Here is a 21067-nt window from a genome sequence, read left to right as displayed (position 1 = left end):
ATTTTTGGTGGTATGTTTTGGGAATTTACAGACGCTTATTAATGGTTGGATTGCTCGTGATAGTGTTGGCTTTCATAGTCTCCTATTTGCTTGGGGTTTACTCTAAATTTTTCGTCAATGCACATGTGGACCTTATATGGATACATGCATTGATAGTAGGTATTGCTGGAATAATAATAATAGAGATGGTAGGCAGGACCATAAAGGATAGAGTAAAGTCAAGGAACAACGAAACGAAAGTGGTCGGAGATCTTTTTGAGGTTGTTGCATATACCATACTTTTAATAGTAATACTTAATGAGCTGCAAGTCAATGTGATGGGGTTGCTGGTAGGTGCAGGATTCTTGGGCATAGTCCTTGGATTGGCAGCACAGAGCACGATAGGCAACCTTATAGCAGGATTTGAGCTTATGGCTTCGAAGCCCTTTTCCATAGGAGAGAAGGTAACAATATCAACATGGCAGTATGGCCTTATAGCACCCACATACCAGCACGATGTTATGGTCCCAGGATTTACAGGCACTGTAAGTAAAATAGGGATCATGTATACTGAGATGGTAGCGGACAACGGGACTCCTATAGTGGTGCCAAACAGCATAATGAACCAAGCGGTTATATTCAACAAGAAGAGAGTTGGCAAGATCAGGGTATTCAGCCATGTTGAAGTAGACATAAAGATAGATTACAGCAGGTTTAGGGATTACTTCAATGAAGGAGTAAGCAAAAGTACGGTCAAAAATGTTTCTATAGAGATAAAGAATATAACCCAGCTGGCATTTGGAGTTGACATATACGCGGATGGCAATTTGGATGATGAGCCCAAGATCAAAGACCAGCTCAGCGAATACGCATTGAAGGCAATATCAAGGATAATGAAAGAGGATAATGAAGCTAAGGACAAGGAAAACGCGGACAGCAAGGACAAGGCAGCAGAAGTTAAAAAATAATTTTATATTTCTTATAAGGTAGAGGTTTTATGAAGTTCATGATGTGGCATGTCGATTACTTCAAGGCAACACCTGCAGATCAAGGCAGGTCTACATTAGTTGGGGATTCAAGCAGTTTGGACGTCAAAAATGCCCTGCTTTTCTTCATAAGCTTTGAAAAAAGCGACAATGATGATTATGTCAATATTATTGACAAGGCCGTAAATGAAATACAGAGCATATCTTCGCAGCTTGGTGTCTATACACTGGTCTTGAACCCATATGCCCATATGTTTGCTGATTTGACCGACCCAGGCCACGCAATCAAAATGCTTGACCTGCTTGAAGAAAGGCTGTCCCAAAGGAATTTCAAGGTGTACAAGATGGCATTCGGCAGATTCTATGAGATAGAGCTCAAGGCCAAAGGGCACAAGCTGTCCCGCATTTCAAGAAGCATAAATTGAAATCCCAGATTGCAATTAAAGAAAGCATATATTAAATTTATAGTCCAATAATTTAATATTGCAAATTTGGTGTAGTCATGAAGTTTCTCGTATTTATAGAGCCTAAAGATTTCAAGGATGAAACCTTAAAATCAATCAAGATGTTTTTTGAGAGATGGGATGTCAATTATAAGATAAGCAGTTATACAAAGGACAGCTGCGTTGGCATGCATGGCGACGTGGTTGACATCGATTTCAATACCAACTTGGTAAATCCTGATAATTTTGACGGGTTAATACTGGTTGATGGGAAGGGCATAGACGAATACAAGCTATATGAATTCAGGCCATTGCTTGACCTTGTAATGCTCTTTAATAACTCAAACAAATGGATAATCGCTTTTGGTAATGCCGTTGGTTTGGTCGCTAGGGCAAATGTAATAAACAACAGGAAGATAGCCACTATAGAAAGCGACTCTGAAGTAACCAGGTTCGTGAAACTATTCCATGGAACGCCATCGCGTAAAGAACTGGAATTTGATGGAAATCTTATAACTATCAAGGATTCTTCAAAAAGCAATGAGCTATTTGATACCATATTGGAAAAGCTCAACATTGAATAAAAGCGTAATTACATGCACAAGCATAAAAGCTCCATAAACATCAATAAGATAGCCAATGATAGGGTTAGGATACTCTTTGACACCGCATTGTTGAATGAAGATAATCGTGATTATGCCGCTTATTGCATATCAGAGATGCGGAAGATTTCTTCTCATCATAGGATCAAGCTAAGCAGAAGTGTAAAAGACAGGTTCTGCAGAAAATGCAATAGCCTTTTAGTCCCTGGCGAGACAGCAGAGGTAAGAATTTTGAAAAAGGGTAAAGAGATATTGTACAAATGCAACCGGTGTGGGACAAAGAAACATATTATAACTGACATTAAGCAGTGATTTTGCTGAAGTCAATTATCCTGCTTTTTGCAGACTCTTCGTCTCTGCACAGAAGCATTATTCTGCTAGGCTTGTGCTCTGAAACTTCTTTATAGCCAGTTAATTCAGAAAGCTTGTGTGCATATTCCTTTATCTCTTCGTGTGAAGGCATGCTTGATAGGTTAAGGCCACGGGCTTCGTTCCTTGCACCTCCGATAAATGAAAACCCTTTCACTTCTACATAATTAGGCATCGCAAATTTAACAAGCGACGCATAACCCTCTATATTGTCCATATTGAGGCCTTTTACAAGAGTCATTCTGAACACGGTCCTGGTTTTAAGCGTTTTCAGCATTGAAAGGGTCTTCATGTACCTATCCCATGCATCAGGTATCTTAGGACGTGTTACTTTCACGTAAGTTTCCTTGTCTGGAGCTTCTACGGATATATAAAGCTGTGTTGGTAAAGGATCCATCTTTGCAATCGCTTCTGGGAGGGTCCCGTTTGTAACTAAGAATGTGCTTATGCCTTTTTTGTGGAAAGCTTTCAGGAGGCCGCTCATTTTAGGATAAAATGTGGGCTCCCCTGTAAGACTCAGAGCAACATGTCTGGGGTATCTTGATTCTTCCCACCTCTTTTTTTTCAGGTTGGTATCTGCACCTGATTTGTAGCCACTCACTATCCTAAGCTGCTCCTTTATCATTCCATCGACTATCGAATCTGGGTCGTCCCAATGGTCTACAGCATTCAGCTCATTCCAATTAACCCCTATCTCCTCTGGTATTAACCTCCAGCAGAATTTGCACCCTAAGTCGCAACCTATTGCAGGGGTGGCCTGTATGCACTGCCAGCTATGTATTCCGTAAAAGGTATATTTATAGCACAAAGTCTTTCCTTCTATCCCGTTTGCGGTATACTCGCATATTTTTACAGCGGAATGCTTTCCGACAAAATGGTACCCTTGATGTGTCATCTTTTCTTTTATAATCTGTGGCATCTCTGACATAATTATCACTTAGATAAGTCACTTAGATTTAGATATTTAATTTATAATTTTAACGGATTTTTTATTTACTTGTTCTAAAGCAATTTCCATTTTTAGGTGTTTAGATAACGCCCATTGTGCATCTGTTTTGAACTGCTTTGAATTTGGGATAAGTAGGATGAGGAATTTTATTAATGGGCCTGGAGAGATTTGAACTCTCGACCTACGGCTTTCTTATTGGTATTATAAGACCGCCGCTCTGACCAAGCTGAGCTACAAGCCCATAATATGCAGTATATTTAATGAGAAAATATTTAAATTAATTCTCTATTTTGCAATTTGCGCCAGCCGGGATTTGGACCCGGGCCTCTGGCTTTTTTCAAATTAATATGGGAAGCCAGTATCCTACCAGGCTAGATTACTAGCGCATATGTACTAACATTGCAAGAAAAATATTAAAACATTCCCGATTCAACGTATATATGAGGAATTTTCCTTCGATTCTGGTGGCAGTGCTGCATTTGACGACATTTGACTTTCCAGCTCTTTAATCATCTTTGCGGTTGCTTCAATCATTGAGTCTATTTTCTTCATGTCTATATTTAAGCTGAATTTTTTAGAAAGGACTTTCAGCACTGCTTTTGCTGCATTTGGATCCATATCTATCAATGAAGATTCTCCCATTATGCAGATGCTGTCAAGTTTTTGCATCTTTGAGAATGCAACTATTAAACCTGCAGCGCCAAATATGGTGCCTCTGGATTCACCGAATACAACACCTGCTTTCTTAAACTCCTTTATTACTTTATCTGATGAGGCATTGCCAAGCACTCTAGGTGAATCTGTATAATTTCCAGATATGTTATAACCCCCAACGGTAATTATCTCTTTTCCTTTTAACTCAGATTTGAAGAATCTTACAATTTCGTTGTTGACTGTATATTGCCCTTCTGGGGTTACTGCTTGATCTTCTCCAGTTAATATCACGATGTCATTTTTGGTCTTTGTTTTCAGTAAATAAAACCTGTTGCTTACCAATCTTACCTTTCCATTTTTTAGCATTATTACTCTTGGGGGAAGATGTGAAGAATATAGTGTTGCTATCCTCTTGCCCTTAAACTCCTTTATCATTTGGGTAGCTACAAGCTTTCCTACCGCACCTATTCCAGGCAAACCAACTATAAGTATAGGTGATTTCAGCTTTACGCCTTTTTTATATTTTATAAAAGTATTTTTCATAAGATTCACCCGAATAAATATGGTCTTTAAAGCTCGCTTATAATATCCTCCTTATCCTTCTTCACTTTTTCTTTTTCCATCTCTATGTCAAAACCTTTAAGCTCTGTTTTTATTATAGACAAGGCTTTTTTTATTTTCTCTTCTGCATTAAGGTAATTGTCCGCTTCTGCAGATATGTGATATCTTGGAGAGCTTATGTAATATATACCACACCCTGTTTTAGACTCTGCATCGGACAAAGACTGCTTGATGCTATCAATACTGCTTTTAGGGTCGTAAGTAGATAATGTCAATATGTATGATACTTTATATTCTTTCTTTTTCCTGCTTGATTGAATCAACCTTAATATTTCTTCTTGTAAAGCAACAGGTACAGAAGATCCTTTAATGGGTTCGCCGGAATCGGACAGCTTTGATAAAAATGAGGTATAGTTTGGAAACTCTTGCAATATTGAATTGATTATTTCAACTTTTCTGCCCTCCAAATTGGTCATTTTTAAGGCTTGTTGGATTATGACTTCTGAACGTTTCTCCAATGTATATTTGTTAATTTTTATTTTGGCATCTCTAGGAGTGACTTTCTTTAATGATACATCTATAGTCCCTTTTGACTTATCTATGTATATTACTTTGCAAACCACCCTTTGGTTAATATGTAAAAATTCGTGGATGTTCTTTATCCAGCCAGAAGATATTTCCCTTAAAGGAAGGAACGTTTCTAGGTTATTATATTCTAGTAGTTTGCAATAAGCACCAAAAGGGGAAATCTTAGATATCTCTCCGATAACAAGGTCTCCAAATTTTGGTGTATGCTCTTCCATCAATTATCACATCTTATATTCTAGTTTCTTTTTTGTCCGGTTTCCGAAAACTCTTTCGACAGAATAAGAGCAAACCTTGCATTTTAATATTGCCTTCTGTCTTTTTGAGACTTTCTTTACTGTGGCTTGTCCTTTTACCTTTCCAAAGTATCCCTTTCTCTTTCTTTCGCTTCTTCTAGTTCCTACACTAAGACCTCCTCTAGGTTTTTGTGTGTAGAACTTCACGGTATGTGTGGACTCTTTGTCACACTTTGGGCAGTAGGTATTGATTTCTTTTGGAACTTTCATATTATCACAATTTAAATGATAAACATAAGGCTAATTTTAAAAATAAATTGTTATAGCTTGGTTAATTAAAGCTTGGATAGCATTTGTTTTAAAATTTAACCTGGTAAAAATTTAAGTTAAAACTTATTAAACTTTACGTTATGATGCCTGTTTATATAGCTATATATATCTATAAATACTTTTTGTTAATTTGAGGTTAAATAAAGAAACTTTGTATAATAAATGGTTTTATAGATTTAGCTGCTGTACTCGCACAATGAATTTGATATAAGGAATTTAATATCGTTTTCGTTGCTTATTTTTATTATGTCGCCTTTATTCGCAGGGCCTACTTTATTTCCGGATGGTAGTAATAGCTCTGGCATATCCTGTAAAGCTTTGACTTGTTTTGCTTCACTTAGGTATTCCGGTTGCTCAATTACATTTTCCGCATCTCCTCTTTCAGTTGATGCTTCTTTTGTGTAAGGATACTCAGCGGATGCAGGGTTTTTATTCAGTGTTACGCCTTTGAGCAATGTTATTAGTTCAACATAAAGATCCTGCTCTTCTTTTGGTATAGGGTTCGGAAGGGGTTTATTATAAGCGGCGTATATAGTTATTTTTTGCTTACGCTTTTCGAATAATTTATTTAACAGTTTAAGAGAATTTGCTTTTGGGGAGCGGCCCATTTCAGGATCTTTGATTTGATTTATTAAAGAAATTGATTTATCGTAGAAATCTTTGCTTAAGGGTTGGAGCTCATTAGTCTGATCCTCCTGTACACTTAATTTCCATATAGACGAATAGTCAATTTTACCCTCCATACATAGACCCCACACTTCCGGTATTAGCTTTACTAATTATATATAATACAATTAAAAAAACAAATATAAAGATAAAATAATTTTTATCTTTTGATTGCAATTTAGTATTACAATTCTATTATTTTAAATGTTTCTTTTTTAAGCAATCAGAATACCGGAAGTGTGGGGTATTAATTTTACGAATTATTTTTATAAAAATTGTTAATTGAAAAATAGAAATGTTATAGCGAGGGATGGATTTGAACCATCGACCTCCGGGTTATGAGCCCGGCGGGCACTCCAGACTACCCTACCTCGCTTCAAAACTACAAATAGACTATTGAGTAATTATTTAATCCAAATATTTAAATGTTTCTGAAATTTGGCAAAGAACTGTCATTTCTTTACCTTTAGCCCCTCTATCTTTAGCTTGTTTTTGGCCAAATCTATAGCCTGCAGTTTGCTTATCCTTATCATTGGCCCTCCACAATTCACACATTTGAAGTCAGCCTCAAATGCCGAATCAAAATTAAATATCATCCTGTTCTCATTGTAGCAATAACTGCATACAAAATAATCATTACATTTTTCATCTATGTTCAGTTTTGTAGATGATACAGAAACCACATAATTCAGAAAATCTGGTATTTTTCTTATATTGATATACCAATAAAATGATTCCCATCCCTCTTTATTCTTCTCTCTCCTGTAATTAGTTAATCCATACGTATGTAATATATTGACGATACGCCTTACTGAATTGATTTTCATATCCAAGTCCTCAGCTATCTCGTCATCAGTCTTTGGCTTAACCAACTCTCTCACTATATCAATCGAATTTTTGCTAACTCTCTGGCTTAAATATGTAGTAACAACCTCATTACTTGCCAAATCTTGAATCACTTCTCTTATCTTTTTCTGCATGTCCGTAGTCCCATAAATACTTTCTATCATTTTAGCATCGGCAGGTTTGCTCTTCTTTGCCTCTTTTTTATCCAATCTTTTATAAGGATCCTTTACCAAAGGTAATTTATTAGACTTCTGAATTACTTTTACTTCCTTCCCTTTATTCAACACTTTATTTTTTAGTATATCTTTTTTCTTGCTTACTTGGTTAACTTTTTTTCTGTTACCTGCATTTCCTGGAACTTTGATATTGTTAGACATAGCACACACCTTATAAAAGTATTACTATTTTACTTTTTATATTATTTAAATCTTGTTAATGATTTACCTAAAATTATCCCATAATTTTATCGATTTTTACACTATTTCTATTAAAAATTATGAAACACAGAGAACAAAATTTATTGTACCTATCTATTATTTTTCAAAGAAGGGCAAACCATAAACATTAAAACAAAAAACCCTTTCAGTATCTTAATCTAAGCATATGCTATAGCCTTAAAAATAGTATAGATTTTTATATTTGTGTGTAAAATAACTAATGCTTTTTACTAATTTAGTAACTATAAGTTGTGATTTAAATGGGAGCATACAAGTATATCCGAAACACATTCATAAATGAATATAAAGTACGTTCAGATGAATATAAAAACAGGCTTGCTATATGGGGGAAAGAAAACTCTATAATGAGAGTTGACAAACCAACCAATCTTCCACGTGCAAGAGAATTAGGTTATAAAGACAAGCAAGGCTTGATAGTGGTAAGGGTAAAGGTCAAGAAAGGCAGGAAGAAAAGAGCGATGGTTGGAGGAGGGAGAAAACCTTCAAAGAACGGTAGATTCTTTTCGAGGGCAACATCAATGCAATCAATAGCAGAAGTTCGTGCGACCAAAAGATATTCGAACTGCGAAGTTCTGAATTCTTACTATGTAGGAGATACAGGTCCATATAAATTTTACGAAGTCATGTTGCTTGACAGTGGACATCCAGTAATCACAAAAGATCCTATATTCAAAGATATAGCCAAACAGAAAGGCAGGGCCGAACGCAGCCTTACAAGCAGCGGAAAGCGCCACAGGGTAAAGAGCTGAATACTCTATGGTATTTAAAAATAGCAATAAAAACAAATTCAGGTACTATGCAAGAATTACAATACCTTATGACAAATTCATAACTGAAAGCAGGGTTGAAGGCAATCTCGAAAGCTATGACCGTGCCAAAGTTAATATATCAAAAAGTGAAAATTTATTGCAGATAAATATTTCAGCCACGGACATATCCGCACTGAGAGCATCATTCAATTCAATTACAAGAGACCTTTCAGTAATAGAAGGGACTAATAAGGTGCTGCAATCCAAAGCAGCAAAATAATGTAAAAATATATAAATTTATAGTTTCAAATTGATAGAGATTAAACCATAGAGCTGTTTATCTTTACAATTTTTAAAACATTAGGCGTATAAATATGGCAGGAATGCAATTTTGGAACGGTAGAAGAGCCAGAAGACGGTTACCCAGAGTAAGGGGGCAAATAAAAACTAAAGACGACAGTCCTGCCCTTTCAAGTATGTTGGCATTTAAGGCAGGCATGGTAGGCGTAACCTTAATTGAAAATACAAAAGCAGCTTTGAATGTAGAAGCATTTAAAGGAGCTACAGTACTTGAGATACCAGATACTGAAGTCTATGGATTAAGGCTTTATAAAAAAGACCCTAAATCAAGATATGTGGTTGCAGCAGAAACTATATATGATAGCAAGATAGCAGAAAAGATTAACCTAAAAAAAGTCAAAAATGACACATCCACGATAGAAAACTTCAAAAGCAAAATAAAAGATTACCACAAGGTTTCTCTATTACTCGTTGCATATCCTAAATCAATATCAGCAGACCAAAACCACATACAAAAGTACGAAAGCTATATAATTGGCAGTTCGATAGAATCGAACTTCAATTTTGCATCAGGCCTTATAGGGAAGAAACTCCAGCCCGAAGAGGTATTTAAGGCAGGTGAATTTTTAGATCTTGCTTCTATAACCAAAGGGAAAGGATGGCAGGGAGAAATAAAGAGAAAAGGCATAAGGAGGCAATTCCACAAGGCAACAGAAAAAATCCGTCACGTAGGTACTTTAGGTGCATTCACACCTGGAAAAATACTTTACACCGTCCCAAGAGCAGGTCAGATGGGTTACAATTATAGAACAGAGAAAGATAAAGAGTTATTGAAGATAGGAGATATCTCAGTAGACAACATAAATCCAAAATCCGGATTTAAAAATTATGGTTTGATAAAAAACAAATATCTTCTGGTAAGTGGTTCAATACCCGGAACTGCAAAAAGAGAAGTCAGGGTAAGAAAATCACAGATCGGAAAGCGCAAAGGGATTAAGGAAGTAAATTTGAATTATATAAGTAGCCAAAGTTGATTTTTATGCAAGTTCCTGTTTTAGATAAAGATGGAAAGGAAGAGAAAGAGATAGATGTGCCTGAGACCTTTAGCATTAAGCTTAAGCCTTGGCTTATAAAACGTGCTGTAATATCAGAACAGACTTACACATTGCAGCCACAAGGACATTCAGTCCTAGCAGGAATACAGACAACTGCTGCATACTATGGAGCATACAGCTCTTACAGAACTGGAAGGCACATGGGAAGAGCTATAAGGCCGAGGGAAAAATTAGGAGATGGGGTACAGGGAAAGGTAAGGCGTATACCATCTTCTGTCAAAGGAAGACGTGCACACCCACATAAGATAGAGAAAAAGATAGTAGAACTTATAAACAAAAACGAATACCAGAATGCAATCTATTCAGCAATATCTGGAATCCTCAGGGAAAAGGAAATCAAATCAATTGTAATCGATGATGCAGTAGTCAAGTTGGAAAAAACTAAAGACGTAGTAGAATTTCTTTCAAAGCTTGGACTTTCAGAAAAATTCTCCGCATTACGCCCTACTAGAAGAAAAGGGCTGAGAAGACTGTCAACACAAAAGAAATACAAACATGTTGCTTTACTTGTAGTTTCGGACAAATCACCAATATTAACAGCAGCAAGAAACATACCTGGATTGGACATATCTTCAGTATCAAAGCTTACTGCAAATAAATTGGCTCCAGGAGGGGATTTGATAAAAGTTGCAATATTTAGTGAAAGCGCCATAAAAGACCTGCCAAATGCAATAGCAAAGTTTGATGTAGGAAGGCAGATGGCAGCAGATGAGGAATGATAATATGTCTATATTAATGTATCCAATAGGAACAGAAAAAGCGATAACAGAGATAAGCAAAGACAATATGATAACTTATGTAGTTGATCTGGACTCCACAAAATACGAGATAAAGAAGGAATTCGAGAAACAGTTCAATGTCAAAGTTGACAAAGTACGGGTAATAAATACCCCAAAGAACAAAAAGCATGCATTTATAAAGCTTAAAAAAGAGTTTAATGCCAGTGACGTAGCAATGAAGCTAAAACTGGTGTAAATTGATAGGTGTTAATAATGGGTAAAAAATTAAAGCAGCAAAGGAGAGGAAAAGGCAGCAGCGCTTATACAAAGCTGCCAGGAACTTTCGATATCAGCGTAAATTATCCACGCTTAAAGGACAAGGCAGCGGAAGTTGTAAATATCTTCAACCATACTGGGCATACTGCCCCACTGATGGAAATAGTATACGAAGACTTTAAGACTGGATATATGATAGCACCGGAAGGGATTAGCATAGGTGACAAGATATATCTCAACAAGGAGAATTCATTTTCATTAGGTTCAATAATGCCTCTTTCACAGATACCTGAAGGGGTGCCTATATACAATATAGAGTTTAAGCCAGGAGACGGCGGAAAGATGGTAAGAGCTGCAGGCTCATATGCATTTATATCTGGAAGGAAAGACGGCATGGTATCATTGACTCTGCCGTCAAAAGTTCACATTGAGCTCAGCGAAAATTGCCAAGCACAAATAGGTGTAATAGCAGGAGGAGGCAGGAAGGACCAGCCTTTGATGAAAGCAGGAAAGAGCCATTACATGAAGCATGCAATCAATGCCCTTTGGCCGGTAAACCGTGGAGTAAAGATGAGCCCAGTTGACCATCCTTTCGGTGGAAAGCAGCACCACAAAGGAAAGAGTAGCTTGACATCAAGAAATGCCCCACCAGGAAGAAAGGTTGGAAATTTGGCTGCAAAGCGTTCAGGAAGAAAGAAGAAGTGATTAATTGGTAGAAAGAGTAGCTTATAGAGGATTATTGTCAGAACAAGCAAAGAGTTTGACCGATGAGCAGTACTTGGAAATGCTCAATTCAAGGGAGAGAAGGTTCATAAAGAGGAATTCGATGCAGTTCAAGGAAATTATGGAACAGGTCAAAAAGCACAGGAAGAACGGCAAACCAATCCGCACCCACCTAAGGGAAGCGGTAATACTACCTTCATGGGTAGGGCTGACATTTTCCGTTTATACAGGCAAAGACTTCCAGAACCTAGAGATAACTGCCAACATGCTTGGCCACAGACTAGGAGAGTTCGCATATACAACGAAAAGAGTAGTACACTCAGCTCCAGGAGTAAGGGCAACGCGTGGAAGCAAGTTCTTGGCCCAGAAGTAAAGGTGATTTAATTGAATTTTTCATATAATGGAGATAAAAACAAGGTCGCATTCGCAGGTAGATCAGACATTAATGCAAGCTACAAAGACTTGGGTGCAGTATGCGAATCAATAAGGTACAAAAGCATACCTTATGCCCTAAAAGTCCTTAACGATGTAATAAACGAGGATAAGCCTATAAGGTTTAGGAAACACAACAAGGGCATGGGTTCAAGGCACGAGCTTGGAGGAAATAAGGGGAGATACCCCAAAAGGTGCGCAAAGATCGTGAAGAACATCTTAAGTTCAGCAGTAGCAAACGCGATAAACAAAGGTTTTGACGAAACAAAGTTGGTCGTAATACATACAAGTGCCAACAAGAACGATATTATAATGAGGACCCCCCCAAAAGGAAATCTTTCATGGGGCAGAGGAATGTATGGTTACTCTTCACTAAGGAGGTCAGATCTCGAATTTGCCAAGGTCGAAATAGGAGTGGCGAACCCAGAAGATATCGAATTGAGCAAAAAGGCGAAGGACCTAATCCACCTTTTCGGCAAGCACTCAGAAAGGCTGCCAGCGGATAACGAGAAATCCAAAAAGGCAAAGCCAAAATCAAAGAAGGCGAAGGATGAATCAAAGGACAAAGAGCCAAAAACCCCAAAACTAGCTGAGGAGAAGAAAGAAATCTCCAATGAAAAGGCTGTTGCCAATTCAACAAAACCAAATGTGAACAACAAACCTATAAAGAATACAAATCTGGGGAATGACAGATATTGATGATTAATTTGGTGCATTACAATGACTATGGAATATAAATTTATAGATGACGCCGAGATAAAACTTAACATATCAAAGTACCTCGGAAAAGAGCTTGACAAAGCAGGCTTTTCAAGAGTTGATATACAGAAGACTCCAATGATAACAAGGATATCAGTACATGTATTGAATCCAGGAAGGGTTATAGGAAGGGCGGGCAAGTCCATAAACGAATTGACAGAAGCAATAAAGAACAAATTTAACGTAAGCAACCCACAGATAAGTGTAATAGAGGTAGACAACAAGATGCTGGAGCCACTGCTGGTTGCAAAGGACCTCGCATTCAAGCTTGAAAGATCTATGAACCCAAGGAAAATCGTAGAATACACCCTTAAGAACATAATGAGCAACGGGGCAATGGGTGCGGAGATTGTCCTAAGCGGTAAGTTGGCCGCAAAAGGTGCCCGTTCACGTGTAATAAGGAAAAGCATAGGTTACATACCAAAAGCAGGCGCGGTCACTGATTTGGTAAATACCGGCCATGCAACAGCTTATCCAAAATACGGTGCAATAGGTGTTTATGTAAGGATAGTTCCACCTGGAACAATCTTCCCAGACAAAGTGAACAAGAAGTCCGTGGAAAACAATATCATATTAAGCACAGAGACTAGCGAGCCTGAGATAAAATCGGAAGCATCAGAGCAGGCCAAGGAGAACAAAGAGGAAGAATCTAAAGTGGAGACTGAAAACCCAGAAAGCGAAGGCGCGGTCACCGGAAAAGTTGAAGACTCAGATTCTGCCCAATAACAGAATCAGTTCCAATGCCTTCCTTTAAAGGCATAAAATTCCATTTAAAATTAGGTGTTTTTAAATTATGAGTGCGGTTTTAGCTATAATTGTTGCGTTTATAACTCTATTTGTACCAGGAGAGCTCTTGGCGCTTGCACTCTTGCGAAAGACCAAGCTCAACCTTGTAGATATATCTATAATAGGTTTTGTATTTGGTCTGGTGGCTACTCCAACTATGACATGGGTAGAAGCTTATCTGATACCTTATATGCATTTCTTTACATTCTCGCTCGGGCTGTTTGAAGCAAATGCGCTAGTGCTTACAATAATAGGTATAATCCTGTGCTTCTGGCAAGGCGTATTCTCTTTTTCAAAGCTTCGTGAATTCACAAAGCCAAAGGTTAGCGACAAATCCCTTTATCAATTATCCATCGAGGATATAAGGTCAAAGCTTGATTCATACGATGAAGGGAAGAAGATGGTGGAGAACCACAAGACCGACGAATCCGAATCTCTGCGCCATTATGAAGACTCATTGGAGAAGCTCGAAGGCGAAGAAAAAATAAATTTCGAGAAGGAGTTCAGGGAACGCAACTCTACAATGATGCTGGACCACAAGCAGGAAGAAATGTCCCTTCTTGAAAAACTGTCCGCGCCAAAGCAGGCAAACAACGGATCCAACCAGACAAATCTTGCAGACAAGATAAAGACTCATTGGGTATACGAGGTTCTTATACTATTGATAATCGCGTCATTTGTGATCGGGATGGAGAGCGAGGTAATAGCCCCGGTATTCTTCCAGTTTGATCCATACTACTATATGATAGGCACGGAAGCGCTGTTGACTTATGGGTATCAGCCCCAGTACACATATTTTGCTTGGCCTACAATATCCAAGGGGGTCATAACAAGGGCGCAGCCTTTGCTCCCTTATCTTGAAGCGTACTGGTACAGCTTGGCAAATTACCTCGGGCCTCATTACACTGTTCTAAACAATGCTCTGATGTCGTATACAAGCAGCTTTTATCCTCCGATAGTCGGTGCGATTCTAGTCTTTGTAATATTTATGATGCTGTACAAGGAGTACGGCAAGTACATAGCCCTTATAGGTGCATCGCTTGCAGCCACAATGCCCGTTCTTGTGACAGAGTTTACTGCAGGGCAACAGCTTACAGAGCCATGGGGCATATTCTCATTGTTCTTCTTCTTCATGGCATATCTATTGGCGGTCAAGGACAAGAATAGCGTGAGGCTCGCAATATTCGCAGGGGTGGCATTTGCATTCACGTTCCTAGGCGCGCACTACTATACCGTTGATATGGGAGTTTTGGCAGTATACATTATATTTGAAGGGATAATTGACCTTGCTGCAAGAAAAGGTATCCCAAAAGGGTTCTACAAGATGAATATAATAGTGCTTATAACGATAGCGGTGTTCCTTGCAGCATACACTCCTTACCATGCTACATTCAGCGTTAATGTGCCAAAGATACTAGGCATACCCTTAACGGTTTCAGGCCCGGCATTGGCGCTTCTGCTGGTTGCGGTGCTTGACTACGGACCAAAGCTGCTGAATAAGTACAACATACTTTTCAAGAAAATAGACAGGACCGCCTATATTGAGTGGATAATTGCGATTGCCGTGATAGCTCTTATAGCGATGGCATTCACGCCTTTGGGAAAGCCTATAATAAAAGTACTTGACATTTCTAAGAAGTTCACTAGCCCATCGTCTGCCTTATTCATGACAGTGGCAGAATATGAGCCTTCAGGTCTGCTGTACAATTTCGGCGCTGCTGGGTTCGGTCTTGTGGGATCGTCCATATTCGGAGTCCCTATAATGGTATGGCTTGTATCTGCAATATCCGTATTGCTTATACTTGTAAGCATAGCCTACAGGAGGAGTGAAACCGGAGTATTCTATCTGGCAGTAGCTTTGCCTTTGATGTACGTAGGTTTCATTGAAGTCGAATACCTTCCCCATTTTGGAATCGCGTTCATACTTCTGTTCTGCATAATGCTTGGCGAAATACTTTACCTGATAGCTTCAAAGTTCAAGCTAAAGCAGGAGATCAATATATCAAACCTATCCGACATATTCAAGGAAAACAAGACCTACGTATATTCCGTTCTTATAATAGGGCTGTTCTTTGTATCAACAATACTTGCGATAATCGCGCTTTTGATTCTCATATTCAAATACTCGTACAAGAACAAGGCAATGTACTCTTTGCTTGGGCTGTTCCTTATAATAGTTATAGCTGGGAGCCTGCTCAAAGGCTCACTATTGCAAGGCGAATCTTCATCTTTCACATCCGCAATAGTCTCGCAAGCGTATTATTCAGCGGGAAATACAACAGCAGCATGCAACAATGAAATGGGTGCGGATTTCTTCTGCAATACAGTCCCAACCTACTGGATTTCGTTTGGAAAGTGGCTGTCCGCAAATGTGGGCCCAAACGCCCCTCGTGTACTTTCATGGTGGGATTATGGTGACTGGATAAACTTCTTTGGGCATTCAAATGCAGTAATCAGGGGAGATAATGCCAATGCAACTGAAGACGAGGCTGTAGCCGCAAGCTACGTGCTTGGGCCTAAGTACGGATTCAACACAAGTGAAATGGCAAACATGATGAACACGAACCAGACAGCATACGCCGTCTTTGATCAAGGGTTAATAGACAAATGGGGCGCTTTGGACTTCTTAGGGTGCGTATACGTTAATGGGACTTCTGAGGCGTATGCGAAGGCAGCAGCTGCAGGAACAGGCCAACCATATGTACTAGGCACATCGCCATGTGAAATAGAGCACGATCCAGAGTATGTGCTTGTACCTTATGTGGTCCTTGACCCTTACTACTCATCAGGCCCTTCACTATCCGATTACTGCTCATTCTCTACAAGCAGCAACCAGTTCGCAAGGATATATACTATAACAAATCAATCAATAAATAGCCAGTATGAATGCATGAGCGAAGTACCTAATTCAAACGGTGCGGTACAGTTATACACAAGCAACGATACCCCTACAAATTCATACATAAACCTGCAGGACAATATAGGTATACAGTACCTAAACATAAGCGGAGTGGAAACCCCATTTGAGGAATATATGGCGATTTATACTCCAAACGGTCCAAACGGCACAATCACAGATGCGCCTACCCAATTCTACACATCGAATTTCTACAAAGGCTTCTTCCTCAATGAGCTTCCTGGATTCCACCAGGTATATTCTTACATAAATGACTCGAAAGGCACAAACTTGGTAAACTATACAGATCCACTTAAGGCGTTTGAGCTTAACAATTTCACGGGCAAGCTACCTCCTCAAGTCCCTAAACCATCATACGTACATAACAACTACACAATGCCTTGAACAGTTATGTAGACACTTTGGCACTAAAAGGTAAAGTTTATATTAATTAATACATTATACTAATTGTGTTAAAATGGACTACGAAGAAAGTAGGAGTTTTGATCCCAAAAAAGTCTTATACTTAATAATAGGCATTATCATAATAGGGATAGGTATTTACTTTATAGTAACTATACCAACCAAAGTGACCACAGTGCCAAGCACCACAGTGACCACATTTGCGCCAGCCAACAAGACTATAGCAGTCGAGCTGACCGACCCTCTTTCAGCACCTCCCGGCACTTCGTCATTGGTCCTTAATTATACCAATTTCTCAGTTCTCACAGAAAATGGCATCAAGGAGAACTTCTCTGCTTATGGATCAGTGAACCTGATGAACCTAAGCAACTACTCCGATGTCATTGCGGTCGTAAAAATACCCAGCAACACCTTGATAAGAAGTGTCGCCATAAATATAAAGTCGGGGTATATTGTAATTGACAACAATACCTACCCTTTAAACATAATAAATGGTTCATCGCAAATAGCTGTACTTTCCTTTATCAAAAATGACACCGGATTGATGATTAGGCTAAACCCAGGGGTAATGGAATTTTACAATGCAACAAACAACCAGACAAAGTTCGGGCTTGAGCCTTATGGGCAAGCTTTTGGATTAACCAAACACTATGCAAATTCAACGACTGCCAGGATACATATGCACATCCAAATAAATAGCAGCATACGCAGTGAATTCGGGAATTACCGGCCAAATGTAACTATAACAAGCACATACCTTGCCATAAACAACAGCAGCAATGAGACAAACTTGAGAATAACCGTAAGGAACAACAACAATTACCCAATCATTATACGCAATGTGATGCTGTATGGAAATATGCAGCTTGAGGGCATCAATTATGGAAGAATTTCACCAATGATGCCATTTAATGCCTCTTACAAAGTAAAGCCTATATTCGTGCTAGGGGCGAACAGCAGCACGAACCACACAATACCTCAAAATATGACAAGAAACAACCAGATAATTCAGGGTTTAAGCAACTTTTTGCCTAAAAATATAGCTAGCAGCATAAATGTTTCTGTCTATTCCAACCTTAAGCGCTACAACATGTCAAATCTCAGCATATCAGCAGAAGTTGCAAACGCGGAGATGTTCAGATACCAGTACCATAATGTATTGAACTTCCTTGTGCTTTCAAATGGTAGCCTTGAGCTGCCTTTCAACTACCAGTTCCCATATGCCCAAAAAGGATATGTGATAAGCCCCCACAGCAATGAAACATTCACTTATTATGGCTCTTTATCACCCATAAGAGGCATACCTTCACCAATCATAAGGGGAGCAGGTTCGGCATCGGCTAACGGATCAGGAAAGGGTTTCAACGTCTCTGGCAACTTTACAATGAGATCGAGGGTTAATGGGACTTTAATACACCTGCCATTCCACAACCCTATAATAATGCCGATAGAGGGAGAGCAGTACAAAGTAGTAGTAATGGGAGAGAACGGCGTATTTGCATCAGCAAATGTAACCGCCAGCTGATTTGGCCTAATTTCAAAAGAAGATGATTAATTTGAGAAAGGCGGACCTGACAACCTATATAAGAACTGCAGTAATGATACTCATTGTCTATCTGGTTGTGATAAAGTTCAATGCATGGGTCATAATAGTACTTTTCGCATTGGATCTTGCGTCTGACGCATTGGATGGATTCTTTGCAGTCAGCGAGGCAAGCAAGGGCAAAATAAGCCTAATTACATACATTAAAAGCGCAATCGGCAACAAGAAAGAGCATAAGAGGGTTGTCGCATATAAGCAGTCCGTTTCCAAGATAGCCCCTTATGGGCCAAGGCTAGACATTGCAGGTGACCGAGTAACAGAGTATGCATTGTGGGCAACTTTTGTATTTCTACACGTCCTCCCCCTATTTGTAATACTTATAATCATAGTAAGGCATTCATTTGCTGATGCTATGCTCGCATCCAAAGGGACATCATCAAAGATGAAATCCAAGTTCACTGAGGCACTGTTTTCTTCAAATGCAAGCAGATTTGGGATACAAGCAGTAAAGTTTGTGACCTTCTCTTACTTGATGCTTGTATGGATACTGAATTACCCAATAATAATAGGTTATATATTGACTGCAATATTGGTTACCTACATAGTGATCAGAGGAATCTCAGAAATTTATGAAGGGTTCCAGTCCTATAAATGAAAGCGCTTCTTTTTCCTCTTTTTGAAGCATATAATTAAGAGATTAGAAAGGCTTAAAAGGTTAAATTGATAATGATAACTGGTAGTAAACTAGTTGCTATTTAAATTAGATTGGATGAGTGATTATGCCTGATGATTATAGTGCAAAAGATATAATGGTATTAACCGGAGCACAAGGTATCCGTAAAAGACCTGGAATGTATATTGGCTCTACAGGGAGCGCTGGTTTTCTTCATCTATTATACGAGGTAATAGATAATTCAATAGACGAATCAATATCTGGCTACTGCAAAAATATAACCATAAAGCTGACTACTGAAGACAATACAGATGTAGCGGAGGTTTCCGATGATGGAAGAGGCATACCAGTAGATATAATGGCAGGCACGAACAAACCCGCTCTTGAAGTTATAATGACATCCCTGCATTCAGGTGCAAAATTCAACAACAAAACCTACAAGGTTTCGGGAGGGTTGCACGGTGTCGGGCTCACGGTCGTAAATGCGCTTTCAGAATACACACAAGTGACGGTAAAGAAGAACGGCAAGCTTTACAAAGAAGAATTCAGCAGGGGCTTGCCAATATCATCTTTAGAAGTATTAGGGGATACAACAGAAACAGGCACAACTATAAAGTTCAAGCCCGACAAGGAGATATTTTCGGTCGGATCGTTTGATGTCGTTTCACTTATAGATAGGCTGAGGGATGTTACCTATCTTAATCCCGGCCTAAAAATAACACTTACAGATGCTAGGGACGAAAAGGAGACAAAAACCGAATTCTTCTCTGAAAAAGGAATAACCGATTTCATGGACTACATAAGGTCAGGTAAAGAAGAGATATCAAAGCCTATATTGATAACCAAGGAAGTAAATGACACAAAGATAAGCGTGTCAATACAATATATCAAATCTTACAGTGAGGAGCTGTTATCTTTTGTAAATAACATTAAAACCCCAGAAGGAGGAATGCATGTATCCGGATTTCACTCTGCCCTGACAAGGGCAATAACCTCATATGTGCAGAAAAATGTCAAGAAGTCCAACATCAATATTGAAGGAGAGGATACTAGGGAGGGGTTAATAGGAATAATATCAATCCTAATGCAGAACCCGGAATTTGAAGGGCAGACAAAGGAAAAGCTCGGAAATACCTTTGTAAAGCAGATTGTAGAGAATGCAGTCTACACTGAATTATCATATTATTTAGAAGAAAATCCCGCGGAAGCCGCCAAAATAGTGGAAAAAGTTCTCAAAGCTTCAGAGGCTAGAGAAGCCGCTAGGAGAGCGAGGGAGTTGGCAAGAAAGAAAAGCCTATTTGAAGGCTCGGTCCTTCCTGGAAAGCTTGCAGACTGCACGGAAAATGATCCAAGCAAATCAGAAATATTCATAGTAGAAGGGGACAGCGCAGCAGGCTCCAGTAAGCAGGGAAGGGACAGGATGTACCAAGCCATAATGCCATTGAGGGGCAAAGTGTTAAATGTAGAAAAAGCATCCACCGAAAAGATATTTAACAATGCAGAGCTGCACACATTGGTAACAGCATTGGGGACTGGAATAAAGGACTCATTCAACATAGAAAACCTTCGTTATCATAAAATCATATTCCTTACAGATGCAGATGTGGATGGAAGCCATATAGAAACGCTGCTGCTTACATTTTTCTACAGGTACCTAAAGGAGGTAATAGAGAGAGGATACATATATGCGGCCCAGCCTCCACTTTACAAGATAACAATAGGCAAGGAGGTAAAATATGCTTACAACGACGAGCAAATGAACCAGATATTGAAGGAGAACAACGGCAAGGGGCTTGTCAACAGATATAAGGGATTAGGAGAAATGAATCCCGATCAGCTTTGGGAGACGACAATGAATCCAGAGAACAGAGTACTGAAGAAGATAACGATAAAAGATGCAGAACTTGCGGATTCCATATTCAATACGCTTATGGGTGCAAATGTTGAGGATAGGAGAAAATTCCTGGAAGCCCATTCCACCGAAGTTTCTTTCTTAGATGTTTGATGAT

Annotated in this window: 23 protein-coding genes and 3 tRNA genes; 17 read left to right on the top strand and 9 right to left on the bottom strand. The window is 38.9% G+C overall.

The window, feature by feature from the left end; translation table 11 throughout:
• The first annotated feature begins 41 nt into the window (after positions 1-41).
• The 4 genes from Mia14_RS04785 to Mia14_RS04770 all read left to right on the top strand — a co-directional run bounded on the left by Mia14_RS04785 (position 42) and on the right by Mia14_RS04770 (position 2322).
• Positions 42-947, top strand: coding sequence for a mechanosensitive ion channel family protein (locus Mia14_RS04785; protein WP_088820546.1), 906 nt, complete (start codon positions 42-44; stop codon positions 945-947).
• A gap of 29 nt (positions 948-976) precedes the next feature.
• Positions 977-1390 (top strand): threonyl-tRNA synthetase editing domain-containing protein, encoded by a 414-nt coding sequence (locus Mia14_RS04780; RefSeq protein ID WP_088820545.1) that lies wholly within the window; start codon positions 977-979, stop codon positions 1388-1390.
• A gap of 77 nt (positions 1391-1467) precedes the next feature.
• Positions 1468-1992, top strand: a complete 525-nt coding sequence (locus tag Mia14_RS04775; RefSeq protein WP_088820544.1) for a DJ-1/PfpI family protein — start codon at positions 1468-1470, stop codon at positions 1990-1992.
• Between the two features lie 12 nt (positions 1993-2004).
• Positions 2005-2322 (top strand): ribonuclease P protein component 4, encoded by a 318-nt coding sequence (locus Mia14_RS04770; protein WP_088820543.1) that lies wholly within the window; start codon positions 2005-2007, stop codon positions 2320-2322.
• On the opposite strand, the gene twy1 is transcribed toward Mia14_RS04770, so the two are convergent.
• The 9 genes from twy1 to Mia14_RS04725 form a co-directional block, all read right to left on the bottom strand.
• Positions 2312-3307, bottom strand: a complete 996-nt coding sequence (twy1, locus tag Mia14_RS04765; protein WP_088820542.1) for a 4-demethylwyosine synthase TYW1 — start codon at positions 3305-3307, stop codon at positions 2312-2314. The two genes, Mia14_RS04770 and twy1, sit on opposite strands and share 11 nt — an antisense overlap.
• A 174-nt stretch (positions 3308-3481) precedes the next feature.
• A tRNA-Ile gene (locus tag Mia14_RS04760) sits at positions 3482-3569 on the bottom strand.
• Positions 3570-3626: 57 nt separating this feature from the next.
• Positions 3627-3714 (bottom strand) — tRNA-Gly (locus Mia14_RS04755).
• Between the two features lie 43 nt (positions 3715-3757).
• Complete coding sequence (locus Mia14_RS04750; protein ID WP_088820541.1) at positions 3758-4525, bottom strand: proteasome assembly chaperone family protein; 768 nt, start codon at positions 4523-4525, stop codon at positions 3758-3760.
• A gap of 26 nt (positions 4526-4551) precedes the next feature.
• On the bottom strand, positions 4552-5346 hold the full coding sequence (locus Mia14_RS04745) for a translation initiation factor IF-2 subunit alpha (RefSeq protein ID WP_124216926.1): 795 nt from the start codon (positions 5344-5346) through the stop codon (positions 4552-4554).
• Between the two features lie 6 nt (positions 5347-5352).
• The gene (locus Mia14_RS04740) at positions 5353-5634 is read right to left on the bottom strand and encodes a 50S ribosomal protein L44e (protein ID WP_088820539.1); all 282 of its coding nucleotides are present in this window, start codon (positions 5632-5634) and stop codon (positions 5353-5355) included.
• Positions 5635-5870: 236 nt separating this feature from the next.
• Positions 5871-6437 carry a DNA replication complex GINS family protein gene (locus Mia14_RS04735; protein WP_088820538.1) on the bottom strand — a complete coding sequence of 189 codons (567 nt, stop codon included), beginning with the start codon at positions 6435-6437 and terminating at the stop codon, positions 5871-5873.
• 224 nt (positions 6438-6661) lie between these two features.
• Positions 6662-6736, bottom strand: a tRNA-Met gene (locus Mia14_RS04730).
• Positions 6737-6812: 76 nt separating this feature from the next.
• Entirely contained in the window at positions 6813-7583 is a 771-nt protein-coding gene (locus tag Mia14_RS04725; protein ID WP_088820537.1) for a hypothetical protein, read from the bottom strand.
• A 320-nt stretch (positions 7584-7903) separates the two neighbouring features.
• Here Mia14_RS04725 and Mia14_RS04720 point away from each other — a divergent pair, with 320 nt between their 5' ends.
• The 13 genes from Mia14_RS04720 to Mia14_RS04660 all read left to right on the top strand — a co-directional run bounded on the left by Mia14_RS04720 (position 7904) and on the right by Mia14_RS04660 (position 21063).
• Positions 7904-8413 (top strand): 50S ribosomal protein L15e, encoded by a 510-nt coding sequence (locus tag Mia14_RS04720; RefSeq protein ID WP_088820536.1) that lies wholly within the window; start codon positions 7904-7906, stop codon positions 8411-8413.
• A 7-nt stretch (positions 8414-8420) separates the two neighbouring features.
• Positions 8421-8693, top strand: coding sequence for a KEOPS complex subunit Pcc1 (locus tag Mia14_RS04715; RefSeq protein ID WP_088820535.1), 273 nt, complete (start codon positions 8421-8423; stop codon positions 8691-8693).
• Between the two features lie 94 nt (positions 8694-8787).
• A complete protein-coding gene (gene rplC, locus Mia14_RS04710) occupies positions 8788-9747 on the top strand; it encodes a 50S ribosomal protein L3 (protein ID WP_088820534.1) in 960 nt (319 codons plus the stop codon).
• A 5-nt stretch (positions 9748-9752) separates the two neighbouring features.
• Complete coding sequence (locus Mia14_RS04705; RefSeq protein WP_088820533.1) at positions 9753-10547, top strand: uL4 family ribosomal protein; 795 nt, start codon at positions 9753-9755, stop codon at positions 10545-10547.
• Positions 10548-10551: 4 nt separating this feature from the next.
• Complete coding sequence (locus Mia14_RS04700) at positions 10552-10803, top strand: 50S ribosomal protein L23 (protein ID WP_232780218.1); 252 nt, start codon at positions 10552-10554, stop codon at positions 10801-10803.
• A 17-nt stretch (positions 10804-10820) separates the two neighbouring features.
• Complete coding sequence (locus tag Mia14_RS04695) at positions 10821-11528, top strand: 50S ribosomal protein L2 (protein ID WP_088820532.1); 708 nt, start codon at positions 10821-10823, stop codon at positions 11526-11528.
• A gap of 4 nt (positions 11529-11532) precedes the next feature.
• Positions 11533-11919 (top strand): ribosomal protein S19 family protein, encoded by a 387-nt coding sequence (locus Mia14_RS04690; RefSeq protein WP_088820531.1) that lies wholly within the window; start codon positions 11533-11535, stop codon positions 11917-11919.
• 11 nt (positions 11920-11930) lie between these two features.
• Positions 11931-12677, top strand: coding sequence for a 50S ribosomal protein L22 (gene rplV / locus Mia14_RS04685; RefSeq protein ID WP_088820530.1), 747 nt, complete (start codon positions 11931-11933; stop codon positions 12675-12677).
• 21 nt (positions 12678-12698) lie between these two features.
• Positions 12699-13463, top strand: a complete 765-nt coding sequence (locus Mia14_RS04680) for a 30S ribosomal protein S3 (RefSeq protein ID WP_088820529.1) — start codon at positions 12699-12701, stop codon at positions 13461-13463.
• Positions 13464-13530: 67 nt separating this feature from the next.
• Positions 13531-16824, top strand: coding sequence for a hypothetical protein (locus Mia14_RS04675; RefSeq protein WP_088820528.1), 3294 nt, complete (start codon positions 13531-13533; stop codon positions 16822-16824).
• A 73-nt stretch (positions 16825-16897) separates the two neighbouring features.
• On the top strand, positions 16898-18367 hold the full coding sequence (locus Mia14_RS04670; RefSeq protein WP_088820527.1) for a hypothetical protein: 1470 nt from the start codon (positions 16898-16900) through the stop codon (positions 18365-18367).
• 31 nt (positions 18368-18398) lie between these two features.
• The gene (locus Mia14_RS04665) at positions 18399-19040 is read left to right on the top strand and encodes a hypothetical protein (RefSeq protein WP_088820526.1); all 642 of its coding nucleotides are present in this window, start codon (positions 18399-18401) and stop codon (positions 19038-19040) included.
• Between the two features lie 118 nt (positions 19041-19158).
• Complete coding sequence (locus tag Mia14_RS04660) at positions 19159-21063, top strand: DNA gyrase/topoisomerase IV subunit B (RefSeq protein WP_088820525.1); 1905 nt, start codon at positions 19159-19161, stop codon at positions 21061-21063.
• The last annotated feature ends 4 nt before the right edge of the window (positions 21064-21067 follow it).

This window comes from Candidatus Mancarchaeum acidiphilum, assembly GCF_002214165.1.
Taxonomy (GTDB): domain Archaea; phylum Micrarchaeota; class Micrarchaeia; order Micrarchaeales; family Micrarchaeaceae; genus Mancarchaeum; species Mancarchaeum acidiphilum.
Note: the sequence above shows the minus strand (reverse complement) of the source record. Positions and strands in the feature narration are given on the sequence as shown.